This is a genomic window from Acetobacter fallax (genome assembly GCF_011516735.1).
Classification (GTDB): Bacteria; Pseudomonadota; Alphaproteobacteria; order Acetobacterales; family Acetobacteraceae; genus Acetobacter; species Acetobacter fallax.
This window is the reverse complement of record NZ_WOSX01000056.1, coordinates 1-15198: the sequence shown is the minus strand read 5'-3', so window position 1 is coordinate 15198 and position 15198 is coordinate 1. Positions and strand designations below refer to the sequence as shown.

Sequence of the window (15198 nt, the reverse complement as noted above, 5' to 3'; positions counted from 1 at the left end):
CTCGTCGCTCTCGCATACAACTGCAAAAGAATGGCACGGCTTCAAACAGCATAAGCCGGGTCAGCCTCGGCGTTATCAGCCGCAAAATGCCCAACCCGACAGGCTGCTAGACTGTTTTCTCCGGGAAAACGGAAGAAAATACGCTCATGTCTCTTGCAGATCCGCTCTGCGGCGCCAGTCTGTGCTTCTGAATGAATACAGATCCGCTCCGGCCTCAGTCCCGCTCTGACAAGCCGGCCGGATGTGGTTTCCTTTGTGTCCGCTCTGAAATATCATTTCACGTGCCGGACATCATCCGGCTGTCCTGCCATGTTACAGTGGGCCGATGACAACCATGGCCAATCTTCTCGTTGTCGATGACGACAGAGACATTCTCGATCTGCTGACCGGCTTTCTTCAGAAGCACGGTTACAATGTCTCGGTTGCCGAGGGCGGGCAGGACATGTTTGCGGCCCTTGAATGTGAGAGCATCGATCTTGTCATTCTCGACATCATGCTGCGCAACGAGGACGGCTTCAGCCTGTGCAAAAGGCTGCGAAGCACGTCGAACATTCCGGTGATCATGCTCTCGGCCATGGCCGACCATACGGACCGGGTTGTCGGACTGGAGATCGGGGCAGATGATTACCTGACCAAGCAGTTCGACCAGCGGGAGCTGCTGGCCAGGGTCAAGTCCGTGCTCAGACGGGTGCGGGATCAGGGCGTGCATCCCGATGAGGTGGCGCGTCTGGTCCTGTGTTTCGGCTCCTGGCGGCTGGATGTCACGCGGCGCGAATTACGGTCGGCCAATCAGTCGCTCGTTCTGCTGTCGGGGGGCGAGTTCGAGCTTCTGCTGGCCTTTGTCGAGCATCCCCGGCGTGTCCTGACCCGCGATCAGCTGATGGATCTCGCGCGGGGACCATCGCACACGGCATATGACCGCAGCATCGACGTGCAGGTCAGCCGGCTGCGTCACAAGCTGGAAGATGACCCGAAAAACCCTGATATCATCAGGACTATACGGAACGGTGGCTATATGTTCACGCCAGCGGTGACAAGGACATGAGGCGCTTTCTGTTCCTGGAGGATACGATCACCCGGCGACTGATCATCACTGTCGCACTCGCCGCAGGCGTCACCCTTGCGCTGCTTCAGCTTTTCTTTACGTTCGATGGATCATGGGCCAAGCCTGACATCCAGGCGACGGGTCTGGTGCAGCAGGCCGCGAGCGTGATCCGCATGCTGGATGCCGCCACGCCCTCCGGGCGGACACGTCTGGCGGCGGCGGCCAGGGCTCTGGAAAACGGGCATTATCTGGAAGCCCAGGTCGAGCAGAGCCGCGCGTTCCTGGAGCCTTTCCTGAACCACAAGCCAGACAGGATTGTCATTTTCCAGGAGGATAACCCTGTCTCCCGCATCCCGGGACTGCCTTATGACCGGACACTGAATCCCGATTCCTATTTTGTCGGTCTCCGCCTGACGGACGGAAGCTGGATTCTTGGCATCGCGCTTCAGCGGTTCTGGGGACTTTTCCCGATCCAGCGCCTGATTCTGCAACTCGTCATGATTGTGCTGTGGGTTATCGCAGTTTCCATGATTGCGTCCCGCCAGCTCTCCCGCCCGATCGAACATCTGGCGAAGTCCGTCCGTCAGTTCGGGCATCAGCCCCGGAACGCCTTCATCGAGGAATCTGGTCCGCGGGAAATAAAGCTGGTAGCCCGGACCATCAACGGCATGCAGGCGCAGCTCCGGCGCTTCATTGAATACCGGACGACCATGCTGGCGGCGATCTCGCATGATCTGCGCACGCCTCTGACGCGTATTCGTCTGCGCGGCGAATATATTGAGGACGGGAAGCAGCAGCATAGCCTGTTCCGGGATGTCGATGAGATGCAGGCGATGATCGATGGCGCCCTCTCGTTCTTTCGCGACGATGCCGCAGGAGAGGTGAGCACTATGTTCGATCTGCCTGGTCTGCTTCAAACGATCGCTTATGATTACTGCGATCAGGGTTATCATGTGGAATATTACGGACCCAACAAGGTCTGCTATGTCGGGCAGATTTATGCGCTGAAGCGTATTTTCACAAATCTTATTGAAAACTCCATCAAATACGGAACGCCACCTTCGATCGATCTTGAGCCGCAGCCGGATGGCAGCCTGATTATATTTGTCCGTGATCGTGGTCCCGGCATTCCGGAGGAGGCGCTGTCGCATGTGTTCGAGCCGTATTTTCGTGTCGACAGGTCACGCAACCGGCAGACCGGTGGCGTCGGGCTGGGTCTGACGTCGGCGCAGGCCGTCATCCGCGCGCATGGCGGTGACATCATGATGACGAACCGCAGGAGCGGCGGCCTGGAGGTTCGTGTGCTGCTGCCGGCGGTATTACAGGGTGGATACAATATTTCCGAACCGGTATATAATGGACATACCTCTGAAAAATCACCGGAATAATCAGGATTCATCGAAACACGACCGTTTCGGAGCGTTCTGTTTCAGCTGGTTCTGCCGGCACGGATTGCTCCCCGGCGGCACCTGGAGCCACCCATGCTATCTGCATCCGTCAAAGTGGCGAGGACATCCCGCTTTTATCCGCCTGTTTCCTCTCTGATCGCCTGCGCGGCGATGGCGCCCTTGGTGGGATGCGCGGGCCAGAAACTGACGCGAACAGGCTTTATCCCGCCTGACATCTACGGGCAGATGGCACACACGAAAGATCATACTGAAGATCTGATCTATGTAAGCCCGAAGCTCGACATGATGCGCTACCACACAGTCATGATCGATCCTGTCGTCTGGCATCCGGTTGCGAAAGCGCCGAAATTGTCGCCGAAAGCTCAGGCGAGGATGACAGCGGCTTTCGAAAAGGATCTTGCGAAAGCTCTCGGTCATGACTTCCAGGTTCACCCTGCGGGTGACTGTGGCACGTGCACCGATGTCATCCGGGTCCGGGCGGCGATCACGAATATCCGGCGCAGCAAATGGTATTATAACGCCATTCCGGTTGTCGCCGGATTTGCCGCCGGAGCAGCCGGTGGTGGTCTTCCTCCGATCCCGCCGCCGGCGCCGGGCGGAGCCAGTGAGGAACTCATTGCCGCCGATGCGGCGACCGGCGAACCGCTGGTGACGGTGGCGACGTATAATAATGGCATGCCGTGGAACCCGCCTGGCCAGTGGCTGCCTTATGCGCACGCCCGTCGCGCCTTCCATCTCGCTTCGCTATTGCTGGATGAGCAGTTCAGAAACGAGAAGAAAAAAGAAGCAGGCGCTCATACCGTCGCGTCGCTCTCAAACTAAAACAGCGGAAGGTGTACTGGCATGTTCTTCATGATAATGGCGAAATGCCGACAGATACTGGCACTGTCGCTCGATCCTTCCTGTCTGGTGGCTGTCGAGATGGTTCTTCTGGTCCTGCGGCCTGGTTTTTGCCGCAGAACGCCAAAGACACAGTGAGAAGTATCTGGCAGCAAGGGTGTTATTCTGGTCGGTTCCGAAAATATATTTTCTGTTGAGCGGGCATATCATATTTCTTCGGAATGGAGGCTCTGATGCACTTTGCCTCATTGATGATCAGACCGGGGATGCTGAAGGCTTCTTTTTCCGGAAGAAAACGAAGCAAAAAGACTTGTTGTTTATAGAAATCGGTTCACCCGGCTGAATTTCTCCCGGACATGACAAAAGTTTTTTGGTTCTTTTTTGAAAAAAGAACGGAGAGCAGCGTAACCCTATCGGGATTCACGCAGACCGGGTGGCCGGACAGGCGATGACCGCTTTGACGGAGGGTGCGGTGTTTTTAATATTTCATACCGCAAATGTGGTTCTATCGCCATTGCGGATGATTGAGCGTATAAGGCATTATTGCATGGGCGAAAGATCACTCGATGATCGTTTTCCGGAATATGGCCGTAACAGAGTTTCTCGTGTGACATCGACAGGAAAAGGTATCGACGGCTCACTGCCTCCCTCACTGAACCAGGCCTTCCCATTATCCGGCGCACCTTCGAAGAAAGCGAGAAATCGTCACCTTTGATTGTGATTATCTGCTAAATCAAAGGATCTCATTCGTGATGACTGACAGCTGCAAGGTCCTGATGATCTTTCCGCTTTTCAATGCAGGTTCGTTCTGGAACTACAAGGAAGCCTGTGATCTGGCCGGCGCACGCTACCCGGCGGCGCCGCTTGGCCTGATTACGGTTGCGGCTCTGCTCCCGAAAAACTGGGAGATCAAACTGATCAACCGGAACACTGAATCTCTGACCGATGCCGATTTCGACTGGGCCGATCTGGTGATGACCGGAGGGATGCTTCCCCAGAGAAATGATGCCCTGCATATTATCGAAATGTGCCGTGCGGCCGGCAAGCCGGTGGTGATTGGCGGTCCTGATGTGACATCCACCCCGGCTTTCTACAGTGCCGCGAATTTTCAGGTTCTCGGGGAAGCCGAGGAAATCATGGATAATTTCATCCGGGCCTGGCGCGCGGGCGCCAGCGAAGGTGTTTTCGAAGCGCCGATGGGCAAAACCGATATCACGAAAAGCCCGCTGCCACGATTTGATCTGCTGAAACTGGATCAGTATCTGCATGTCGGTATTCAGTTCTCGCGCGGGTGTCCTTTTAGTTGCGAATTTTGCGATATTATCGAGCTGTATGGCCGCGTGCCGCGTACCAAGACGAATGAACAGGTTCTGGCCGAACTTGATGCTTTATATGCTCTCGGGTATCGCGGGCATGTCGATTTCGTTGATGATAATCTGATTGGTAACAAGAAGGCTCTCAGAAAATTCCTTCCTGATCTCAGGCAATGGCAGGAGAGGCGAAAGTTCCCGTTTGAGTTTTCAACCGAGGCGTCGATCAACCTTGCTGACGATGCGGAACTGCTGCGCAGCCTGTCGGAGACGAATTTCTTCGCTGTGTTTATCGGAATCGAGAGCCCGGATACCGATACTCTGGTGATGGCGCAAAAGAAACAGAACACCCGGCGCAGTCTGCAGGAGAGTGTGGAGAAGATTTACGAGGCCGGGATTTTCGTGAATGCTGGCTTTATCGTCGGGTTTGACAGTGAAAAGGGCAGTGTCGCTGCCGGCATGATCGAGTGTATCGAGGATACGGCGATCCCGGTCTGTATGGTTGGTCTGCTTTATGCCCTGCCTACGACACAACTCACACGCCGTCTTCTGGCGGAAGGGCGTCTTTTTTCCGACGACGATCAGCCGCAATCCGGGGATCAGTGTACCGGTGGATTGAATTTCGAGACGAAGCGGCCACGTCGCGACGTGCTGAACGACTACAGGACGGTTCTCAGTACGATCTATGATCCGGTAACGTATTTCGGGCGTGTTCGCCGGCTTGGTCGCCTGCTCCATCGCAAGCGGGGTCATCGTATGATACGGGGCGATCTCCGCAGCTTTGTTCGCCTGCTCTTTCGCATCCGCAGTGCCGGCCCGGGGTCGGCCAGGCAATTCTGGCGCACGCTGCTGGACTGTGGCCTGCACAACCCCAAAGCATTGCCTTATGTGGTGATGACCAGCGCGCTTTATCTGCATCTTGGTCCGTTTGCGCGTCAGGTCATTGACGAGATCGATCGTGAGATCAGGGACGTGGATCAGGGGCGATGGCAGGCTCCGCTGATCATGCAGGCAGAACCGGAAAAAGTGCCGGAACCGGTCTGATTTTAACAGATCGTTTCTCTCAGGCTAAAGCCGACGCTCCGGATCAGGATGAGGCTATCCTCCGCCCGGACTGGCTATTGATCCAGTCCGGTATGTGGATGGCGAACATGACTGTACGAGCACACCGATCGTATCCGGTAAATATATGTCAACAGTTTTTCAGTTTTGTGAACATGTTTTCAATGAGGTGATATTTTTACGGAGATGTCTGTTGTAAGACGGCTTTAACTTCCTGATTGATTTGCTGTCATAGCCTCAGTCACTGATGACAGTTTGAGTCCCATCCGAACGATTGCTCAGCGGAACATCCGGGCCTTTGAAATCACAGACCTGTCTGGCCGCCGATAGAGACGAACTGGCCGTCCCTGACCGTCACACAGGGCCTGACGCTTTGAGTTCAGGCTGCCTTTGTAAGTTTGATGCGCCGGGGAAAAGCCTCTTTTTAAGCGGGGAAGCGACTGTTTTGTGTGTTTGAATATCTGTTGATTCGATCATCAGACATGTTGAGTGCCCCCCTCTGTATCGCGGGAGGAACTGCAAAAAATCAGTCGAAGACACTGAGGCGGCTGCGCCTGATGAACCGGCTCTATAAAGCCCTGTAACGTAACGATCATACGATTTCGGCGTATCTTTGCACTGAAGCCGTTACGGATCACATAAACAATCTCACTCAGACGAGCGAAACGCCCATCAACATCAAAGCGACCCGGCTACTTCATGTCATCATCCCCGTCTCAGGACACGACAGAAGGAATCACAGAGACCTGTTCAAAACCGAAACATGTTGAGCTGCAGGGAATAGATTGTCTGCTGTTCTGATGGAAAGCATTCAGGAGGCGCTGCCACCGGATTGCACCTGATCAGTCACCGCGGACTCTGGCAGTCCTGCATCGTTAAAGGACCGAATAATGTCGATTATTCGAGAGACACACATCCCTGCTTTCCGAGCTCCGGCGCGGCGAGGAAATGCGCTGCCTTTGCCGCGTTGCGCTGCAGCGACGGTTCGCGGTGCTCTGTCCTGAGCCCGGCAGGCAGTCCCCACCCACGCCAACTCATTTCTGTTTGGAAACAGAAATGTCCGGAACTTTCCGGAATCCGCCACGATCCCTGTCCGTCCCCAAAACACTCCAGGAGCCCACATCGCCTCACCCGAGCCCCTCCAGCGCCCTCAGCCCGATCGCCGGATCGTCCGTGAAAAACCCGTCCAGCCCCATCGCCAGATAACGCCGGATCTCCGCAACCGACCCCGCCTCGTTCCGTGCATCCGGCCCCGCATCGCTCCGTAACTGGGCCGGCAGAAACAGATTCTCCGGGCGGCAGGTATAGGAATGAACCAGCAGCCCCGCCGCATGCGCGTCACGCACCAGCGTCGTCGGCTCCAGCCACCGTCCCGCCGCATCCCGTGGGATCAGTGACGTATTCGCCGGTCCGATCGCCTCCGCATACCGCCGGATCTCCCGCAGCGCTTCCGGATTCATCAGATCGGCATACGTCGTCCGGCCGCCCCGCGCCGCAATATCACCCGGCACGCCACCCGGATTGCCCATCAGAAACATCAGCCGCGCCTTCACGCCAGCCGCCGCCAGCTTCCCGTGCAGACTCTGTAAACAGCCCTGCTCGAAGCATTGAATCTCCAGCGGCGCTTTCCGCGTGTAGGCATGTGTCCCGAGCACGGCCAGCACCCGGTCCTCCATCGGCAGCCCGAGCCCGGCAAAGAAAGTCGGATGCTTGATCTCCGGAATCACCCCGATCAGCCGTCCCCGCGTTGCCGATTCAGCCGCGACAAAATCGATCACCTCCTGCAACGTCGGAATATCGAACTGCCCGTCATACCGGGCATTCTGCGGCCGCACCTTCGGCAGCCGCTCCCGCGCCCGCAGGGTCTTAATCTCCGCCAGCGTGAAATCCGGCGAAAACCAGCCCGTAATCGTCTCCCCGTCGATCACCATCGTCCGCCGTCTCGATGTAAATTCCGGATGAGCGGAAACATCGGTCGTCTGCGAAATATCCGGGTCATGCCGTGCAATCAGCGCCCCGTCCTTCGTCGGCACAAGATCAGGCTCGATATAATCCGCCCCGTCCGCGATCGCTTTCGCATACGCCGCGAGCGTGTGTTCCGGCCGCAACGCGCTCGCGCCCCGATGCGCCAGCAACAGCGGGCGGGAGCCATCCAGCGTCCGCCAGCGGGCACCGCCCTCGGCGGCGGCCGGCTCAGCTCCGGCCCATGCCTTCCGGCCGGTCGTCATTGCCGCGCCTCCCGCCAGCAGCCCCGAGGCCAGCCGCAAAGATGCCCGGCGCGACATCCTCCCGACGGACACCACGGCGTTACCAGTTACGGGGATCATGGCTGGCGGCATCATTTTTGTCATAAGTCAGATACATCCGATCAGGCCCGGAGCCGGCGTAACGGCAGACCGCCTGCTGCGAGCGTGGGGGCAGAAATGCCGGAGCGACCGGAGCAGGCGCCTTCACCGCAACCGGCTGGCCCGCCGGTGCTGCGCTGGCGGGTGCCGGCGCGGATACAGGCGCGGGTGGCACCGCAGGCAGCACGGGCACAGGCATGCACAGATACCAGACCCGCCCGTGTGATCCGCCTTCCTCGCTCACCGCGAAATTCGTGTTCACGCTCACCGGAAGCGTCCCGTCCCGGCGCGGTGGCAGATAGTGCAGCCGCACCCGGTCGGTCGCATCCGCCAGCCCCTCAAGGCCGCACGGCGTCAGAAACTCCGTCATGTCGCCGTCACGCAGAAGCGTCATGTCCGGTTTCGTCTTCGCGCAGTTCGCACGCGCCGCCTTCTCATAGTCCGCGCAGCCTGACAGAAACACCGTCGCGCTCAGAAGCACGGCCCCCGACATCAGAAGATCAGGCAGCCCGGACCTCCGTTTCCGGTTTCTCATCTTATATGCGCTCCTCATCATCCAGCTTCGGCGTCAGTTTATCGCCCACGGCAAGAAGCATCGCCGTCAGCGGCGAGGCCAGCATCAGTCCCGGAAACCCGAAAATTCCGCCAAAGAACGTCTGGGAAAGAACCGTGATCCCCGGTGGCATCTGCACGGATCGCCGCTGGATCAGCGGCGCCAGGACATTACCTTCGAAAAACTGCACCACACAGTAAAGCGCCGCCACCATCGCCGTCTCGCGCAGGCCCAGTGACAGCGCCAGCAGCATCGCCGGCACAGCGCCCATGATCGCGCCGATATACGGGATGAAGTTGAAGAGAGCGGCCAGAAACCCGAGGCTGAAAGCCAGCGGCACGCCGATGATCCACAGCCCCACGCCCGAAAGAATACCGACAACAGCCATGTCCAGCGACTGACCGGCAACCCATGCCCACAGCGTGTCCGCCGCGACCAGCATCACCTCACGCCCCCGCCCGCGCCATTTTCCCGGCACGAGCCGCAGAAGCCCGTTCGCATAAATGGACGGCGAGGCGGCAAAATAGATGCCGGCGATCAGCACCACGGCCATCGTGCCCAGCGCACCGAAAGCCGACCCCAGAAAGCCCGTCATCGAGCCCGCGATGCGCGATCCCAGCGACATCAGCCCTCCCTGACCGCTACCGCCCTGATTGCCACCGAGAGAAGCGGGAAGATAATCCAGAATGACCCGCCCCTGTGGCCAGGCCTCAAGCTGGTTCCGCAAGGCCAGCGCCTGGGTCACAAGTGCGTCACGAAGCCTGGCCGCCTGAGCGACAATATCCGCACCGCTCGTCCAGCTGATCAGCCCGATGACCGCCATGAGCAGCAGACAGACAACCGCCAGCGACCAGCTATAGGGCAGGCGGCTGTGCCGGTGGAGAATCCGCGCCAGCCCGTGAAGAATCACGGCGAACAGCGTTGCTGAAAACACGACCATGATCACGTCGCCGATCAGCCAGACCGACAGCATCACAGCCGCACTCAGAAGCGTAAGGCGCAGCAGGGAAGCGATGCTCTGCGTGGCCTCTTCAGCCGGTTCCGGAGAAGGAGCTTGCCCGGCGGGGTGCGGATCAGGTGTCATAATGCTCCAGGGCATGCGGAAGAGTTGAAACGAAACAAAGAATTACGCGCCGCATGCCATAGGCATCCGCCATGCCTCTGTGTAACGCTCTGACAGGAAACAGGTCGTAGGCGTATGAGCCGGTTTTTCCAAGTGGGGCAGGGAGTTTCCATTTTATGACAACCGCAGGGCAATGCGCATGAAAGCACCCGTCAATCCTAATCTGGCGATTCTGTCCCTCGCGGTCGGAACCTTCGCCATCGGCAGCGGCGAATTCGCGATGATGGGCCTCCTGCCTGATGTCGCGCGATCCCTGGGTGCCACCATTCCGCAATGCGGCAACATCGTCAGCGCCTATGCCATCGGGGTCGTTATCGGCGCCCCGCTTGTCTCTCTCGCCGTGACCCGGCTCTCCCGCAAACACACGCTCATGATCCTCATGACCTGGTTCGCGCTCACCAATATCCTCGGCACCCTCGCACACAGCATCTGGAGCCTTGAATTCTGGCGCTTCCTCGCCGGTCTCGGTCACGGAACGCTCTTTGGCGGAAGCGCCCTGGTCGCAGCCAGCCTCGCTCCGCCAGGCAAACAGGGCAGGGCGGTCGGCCACGTCTTCACCGGCCTCACCGTCGCAAATGTTATCGGCGCCCCTTTCGCCACGTTCGCCGGTGCGTATGTCAGCTGGAGACTGTCATACCTCATCGTCGGAGCCATCGCGCTGCTTGCTACCCTTATGATGACACTCTGCCTGCCCTCCGATGCACCGCGTCGGGGCCACTCCATTCTCAACGAACTGGATCTCTTCAGACGTCGGCAGATCTGGTACGTCCTCGGTGTCGTCATGCTCGGCTGCGGCGGCATGTTCTGCGTCTACACTTATGTCTCGGCAGCTCTGCTGCATGTCACGCATGTTCCGGCCTGGAGCATCCCGCTTTACCTGTCGCTATGGGGCATCGGAATGGTCGTCGGCGCCTATGCCGGCTCCATCGCCATTGATCGAAACCCTTTCGCTGCCACGGTCGGCGCCTTCATCTGGAATATCGTTACTCTTTCGGTCTTCGCCCTGGCCCTGCCCTGGGTCTGGCCTGTCACAGGTGCCGTCTTCCTTCTTGGCGGCACCATCGCGCTTGGACCCGCCATGCAGATGCGCCTGATGGCCGTCGCCGGAGAGGCGCAGACCATGGCCGCGTCGATGAACCACGCCGCCTTCAATATGGCGAACGCCATCGGCGCATGGGTCGGTGCCATCTTTCTCGCCTCCGGCTTTGGTTACGCCTGGACCGGATGGGGGGGAGCCGCGATCGCTGCCCTCGGCCTGCTTCTGTTTCTGTTCGCCACGGCGGCTGAAAAAAGAGACATGGCCCGCGAGCAAAGAACAGAAACCGTCTGATAACATTTCGTCACGGTTCTTATCTCGGCACATATCTGTCCGCCCGTCAGACTGTAACGGATAATCGCCACCCCCCATGAGGACCTGAATGCGCTGCCAGAACTCCGCCATCCTGCTCACGGCAGCACTCATTCTCCTCTCAGCCTGTGGTCACAAACACGATGACCCTGAGACCTGCGAAAGAGGTCACGGACAGAACTCCGGAGGCATGCTCCGCCGCGGCATGGGAATGGCCGGAGGTATGGCGGGCGGAATGCTCGGGGGAGGCGCCGGACAAGGTCTCGGCATGGGCATGCGCGGCCTCTCCGTCCTGACCGGAATGACGGATGGCGACGGCCCCGGTGGCGGCCGGATGGGAATGGGAGGTGGGGTCGGTGGTGGCCCGGGCGGCAGGCATGGCCAGATGGACGATGTCGCCCCCTGCGGTTCCGGGCAGCGCAAACCCGGAGACCTTCCGCCGTCCTCAAAAACGACCCATCGTCCTGGCGCGGATCACGCACCGGATGAAGAGATTGATCCGTCACAAATTCACTTTAGTGAGGCGCAGTAATACCAGAGGGTCTGGCCTTTGCCCTGTGAGACTGACGGGTGCGGGACCTGGCAGGGCTCTGCCCTGGAACCCGGCAAAGGCCCGCCTTTGCAAACCGTTTTATGATCAGCAAACCGGGGGCAGGGGCCTGCGGTCCCTGCCGGGTCCGGGCGGAGCCCGGAGACTCTTCATCGACAGGTCAGTCTTCACAACCTCTGGTATAACGCCGGTGGTTTCGTCTGATTGCGATCTGATCTGATTATCCCGGTATGAAATGTTTCCGCAATTCAGTGAACCGCGCCTGCAGACGGTTACAGGCGTCATTCTTTCGGGAAAGATCGGTAAGGCAGGTCTGAAGTTCATCCTGTACGGCGTGCAGGGAGTCTGTCAGACTGGTAAATTCCTGCCGCCACTGCTTGTTTGCAGAGAAGCGTAAACTGTCCACAAAGATCAGGTTGACGCTGGTCCGGCCGGTCAGTGTGTAGCCCTTCGCAAGCAGAAAATCAGCAATGTCCCGACTGTTGTGTTCGTGAAAATGGTCAGAGGGCTCAACCTGGATGACGCCCGGACGATACCTGGTAAAATCCAGGTCGGAGAGAATCGTGAGATCTTCTCCCTCAATATCAATGGAAAGAAAGAGCGGTGCCACGCCACCCATTCTGTCTGCAATAATGGCGTTGATCCGTATCGCGGGAACCTCAATGGTCTCACGAAGTTCAATCGGATCGCCCGGCCACTGTGTGACGAACTCTTTGTTGGTCGAACTGAGTTCATTATGGGATGAGACGAAAAGGCTGGTTGTCGGTTCGTCATGGGCCACAACAGCCGCATGCACGATCTCATCGCCATCCCGATGCAGACGAAGCGCTTCCAGCAGTTGCGGATTGGCTTCAACAAGCATCCCCCGCATCCCAAGCGTTTCATGCAGGAGCCAGCTCGCACTGGTTGCAACAGGATGATTGGCGCCGATTTCGAGATAGTGCTCCTGTGAAAAGTCCAGTCCTTCACTAAAGGCTATCGCCTCCAGCGCTGCCCGCACGATAATATCCTCGGCGCACTGCCCGTATGTTTCTGTGTGAGGCACCGGAATATCCGGTTCAGATATCCCTTTGCGGGCAATTGTCTCATAGATGCTTGTGTTGAGTGTATCAGGCATCATTGTCTCCTGATCGGTGCAGGTCGTCAGAACCTGAATTTTCTGCGGGGATGGTGCTCTTGTTTCAGGTGTAACAGACAACAGAGACGAATATCGCAACTGTCCGGAACAGAAACATTAAGGTACGGACAGGTCTGCGAGCTTCAGACACGTCGCCGTATTTTCGCGACTATCCGCCTGACCGGCAGAATCAACCGCCACGCACGATAAACCGGCATCATCATTTTTTTCTGCCATGTTGCGACGATGCGGACCTGATCCAGATCGTTCAGGGCAACATGAAACAAGTGAAAAATCTTACTGTGGCCTGAACTCTGATCGTTAATCTGCTGATGCTGCCTTACGATCAGTTCATTAACCTGATGCTCAAGATGGCAGATATGACCAAGCATATCGGCAAGCATCCTTTCACTGTGCTCAACCTTTTCACGCGTTTCCTCCGCCGGCTGAAGCAGGGCCATGATCAGCCCCAGAAACTCCGGATTCTTATGAAGCGTTTCACGAAGGAGCCGGTTCCGCAAAAGAATATTCTGCGATTTGTGCGACGAGACCCCGTCGATGACAGAATTGCCGTAAATAGCCGCACCGCCAGGACGGCGGTGGTGATAATTCGCAAGCGCCTTGTGGACGATGCCAATATCGCCTTCAGTCATCAGACGGATATTGAAATCCCAGTCTCCAAGAACCGGAAGATTTGCATCAAACGGACCAATCTGCTCAGTAACCGATCGTCTGAAGAGAAAGCAGATCGGCGGAAAAGCATTGGTATAAAGCATTTTTTCAAAATCAGTGACACCGTCAGAACGCCGCCAGACGCTTCTGTCAGTCTCGCGAACAGTGCCATCCTCAATGACTTCATTGATAACAACACAATCGGTCGCCACACCCAGATAACGGGCGTTCTGTGAATCGCTCAGAAAAAGAACCGTGTAGAGAAGGAAATCAGTATCCCATGAGTCATCATCGTCATGAACGATGACAAGTTCTTCTTTGCCGGCACGCAGGGCCGCGTTGGAAGCCGCCTCCATACCCTGACTTTTTTCGTGATGGATAACCGTCAGGCGGTCACCGAAAACAGGACGATAAACGCGAAGAAGATTTTCGAGCGCATCCCGGTCTCCACCATCATTCACAAGGTAAAGATGCCATCGGGTAAATTTCTGAAGCAGAACGCTTCCCAGCGCGCGCGGCAGAAGGAGAAGACGATCCTTCGTGCGCATGAGGATGGCGACATCGCTGTCCTGTGGCGCCGTCGATCTGTTGTGTTCCGGAGAAAGCATATTCATGCGAACTGACTCAATGTGCGTGAATCATAATGATGACACTGACGGCGAATGTCGGCAGCCAGCGCGGCGCGTTGCTCTGCTGACCTGCTTCGACGCAGCGCCGTGAGAGCAGAGCCTGTCATCCAGTCTGAATCACAAAGAGGAATCTGTCCGCCAATTTCAATTCCTTCTGAAAGCTCCGGGACGATTGCCATCAAAGAGGCATGGGCGGAATCAGCACTATGGCAGATCGAGCCAAATGCTTCGATCTCACTTTCTGTCGGTGAAAGTCCCAGGCGGCTCACGGCAGCTACGGCGACATCCGTCGTCAGATTTGCTTCGGTGATCCCGTAGAGACACTCTCCTGAAAACAGACGCGTGATGGTCTCCACAGCCGCATCCTGAAATGGCTTCAGCATGCTTTCGTATTGTGTTGCGCTGTATTCACAGTCAGCCAGAAGTGGTCTCATCCCGTCATTCCGGGCAACATAGCCAAGTGTCGTTCCTTCATTGGAGGAAAAGGTATTTTCAAGAATTGCAACCGAATTCAGGATGCCGTGACCCATATCAGGCGGCATGTAATCATTCCATAATGCCGCTTCCATCCATCCGGTCAGAGGACGATTGCGCTGAGCTCCGGACCACAGACCAATATACAGACCGTAAATCATCGGATCCTTGCCGACAGCTTTGAGAATAGCGGCAATGGACGCCTGCATATTACCATGCCAGCCAATATCGACCATGCCAGCGCGCCCCTGACTGACGCCCTCCTGGCAAAGATAAGCCGCGGCTTTCGTCAGCTGCTCCTGAAGTAAAGGGTAAATGGTAGCAGCATGACGCTGCATGCAGGCTTTCAGTTCATGCACACCGTCATCCCATCGGATAATGCGGTCGAGCGACCCGAACTGCGCGACGACGTCATCAATGAGCGCCTGAAGCGACATCAGCCCGTCACGGATCAGAATATTACGCAGCGTCTCTCCACGAAAGGCCCCGCATAATACATCCAGAGCCTGCTCACTCAGCCAGTCACGCGTGCAGGATACGGACGCAGCGGCAAAATTCAGGGATCGCCTGGAAATATACAGATAGCCTGACGTGATTCCGGTCGTTTTGTCTAAGAGCCTGAATCAGAAAGCGGTTTGATTGATTTTTCGCAGAACTCTGCGGATATGGGCAATCATCAACCATGCGCAGGATGACGAGATTGTTGTCTCGACATCCTTCG

Annotated in this window: 13 protein-coding genes and 1 pseudogene; 7 read left to right on the top strand and 7 right to left on the bottom strand. The window is 57.3% G+C overall.

All coding sequences use genetic code 11. From position 1 onward, the window contains the following. The first annotated feature begins 334 nt into the window (after positions 1-334). The 5 genes from GOB85_RS16770 to GOB85_RS16750 all read left to right on the top strand — a co-directional run bounded on the left by GOB85_RS16770 (position 335) and on the right by GOB85_RS16750 (position 5648). Entirely contained in the window at positions 335-1045 is a 711-nt protein-coding gene (locus tag GOB85_RS16770; protein ID WP_173578607.1) for a response regulator, read from the top strand. Next, the gene (locus GOB85_RS16765) at positions 1042-2433 is read left to right on the top strand and encodes an ATP-binding protein (RefSeq protein WP_173578606.1); all 1392 of its coding nucleotides are present in this window, start codon (positions 1042-1044) and stop codon (positions 2431-2433) included. The genes GOB85_RS16770 and GOB85_RS16765 overlap by 4 nt, the downstream gene beginning before the upstream one ends. A gap of 93 nt (positions 2434-2526) precedes the next feature. After that, a complete protein-coding gene (locus GOB85_RS16760; protein ID WP_242011590.1) occupies positions 2527-3276 on the top strand; it encodes a DUF3313 family protein in 750 nt (249 codons plus the stop codon). Positions 3277-3742: 466 nt separating this feature from the next. Next, entirely contained in the window at positions 3743-4009 is a 267-nt protein-coding gene (locus tag GOB85_RS16755) for a hypothetical protein (protein WP_173578605.1), read from the top strand. Between the two features lie 37 nt (positions 4010-4046). Then, entirely contained in the window at positions 4047-5648 is a 1602-nt protein-coding gene (locus GOB85_RS16750) for a B12-binding domain-containing radical SAM protein (RefSeq protein ID WP_173578609.1), read from the top strand. A 1145-nt stretch (positions 5649-6793) separates the two neighbouring features. Here GOB85_RS16750 and GOB85_RS16745 read toward each other — a convergent pair. Genes GOB85_RS16745 through GOB85_RS16735 form a run of 3 tightly spaced genes read right to left on the bottom strand, consistent with a single transcriptional unit; the run spans position 6794 to position 9648 of the window. Further along, a complete protein-coding gene (locus tag GOB85_RS16745; RefSeq protein ID WP_242011589.1) occupies positions 6794-7993 on the bottom strand; it encodes a glycerophosphodiester phosphodiesterase in 1200 nt (399 codons plus the stop codon). Beyond that, on the bottom strand, positions 7974-8504 hold the full coding sequence (locus tag GOB85_RS19010; protein ID WP_194298819.1) for a hypothetical protein: 531 nt from the start codon (positions 8502-8504) through the stop codon (positions 7974-7976). The genes GOB85_RS16745 and GOB85_RS19010 overlap by 20 nt, the downstream gene beginning before the upstream one ends. A 43-nt stretch (positions 8505-8547) precedes the next feature. Then, entirely contained in the window at positions 8548-9648 is a 1101-nt protein-coding gene (locus GOB85_RS16735; protein ID WP_173578604.1) for an AI-2E family transporter, read from the bottom strand. Between the two features lie 178 nt (positions 9649-9826). Between GOB85_RS16735 and GOB85_RS16730 the strand changes: the two genes are divergently transcribed. Both GOB85_RS16730 and GOB85_RS16725 read left to right on the top strand, forming a co-directional pair. Continuing rightward, positions 9827-11017, top strand: coding sequence for an MFS transporter (locus GOB85_RS16730; protein ID WP_173578603.1), 1191 nt, complete (start codon positions 9827-9829; stop codon positions 11015-11017). Positions 11018-11105: 88 nt separating this feature from the next. Then, positions 11106-11567, top strand: coding sequence for a hypothetical protein (locus GOB85_RS16725; protein WP_173578602.1), 462 nt, complete (start codon positions 11106-11108; stop codon positions 11565-11567). Between the two features lie 238 nt (positions 11568-11805). Here the strand turns inward: GOB85_RS16725 and GOB85_RS16720 are convergent, their stop codons facing one another. From GOB85_RS16720 to GOB85_RS16705, 4 genes and pseudogenes are all read right to left on the bottom strand, one after another. Continuing rightward, positions 11806-12705: an FkbM family methyltransferase gene (locus GOB85_RS16720; RefSeq protein ID WP_173578601.1), complete on the bottom strand. Its 900-nt coding sequence runs from the start codon at positions 12703-12705 to the stop codon at positions 11806-11808. 140 nt (positions 12706-12845) lie between these two features. After that, positions 12846-13988 (bottom strand): glycosyltransferase, encoded by a 1143-nt coding sequence (locus GOB85_RS16715; protein WP_173578600.1) that lies wholly within the window; start codon positions 13986-13988, stop codon positions 12846-12848. Then, positions 13985-14914: a hypothetical protein gene (locus GOB85_RS16710; protein WP_173578599.1), complete on the bottom strand. Its 930-nt coding sequence runs from the start codon at positions 14912-14914 to the stop codon at positions 13985-13987. Before GOB85_RS16710 ends, GOB85_RS16715 begins: the two co-directional genes overlap by 4 nt. Before the next feature lie 186 nt (positions 14915-15100). Next, positions 15101-15198 (bottom strand): annotated as a pseudogene (locus tag GOB85_RS16705) (IS5/IS1182 family transposase); the annotation flags it as partial.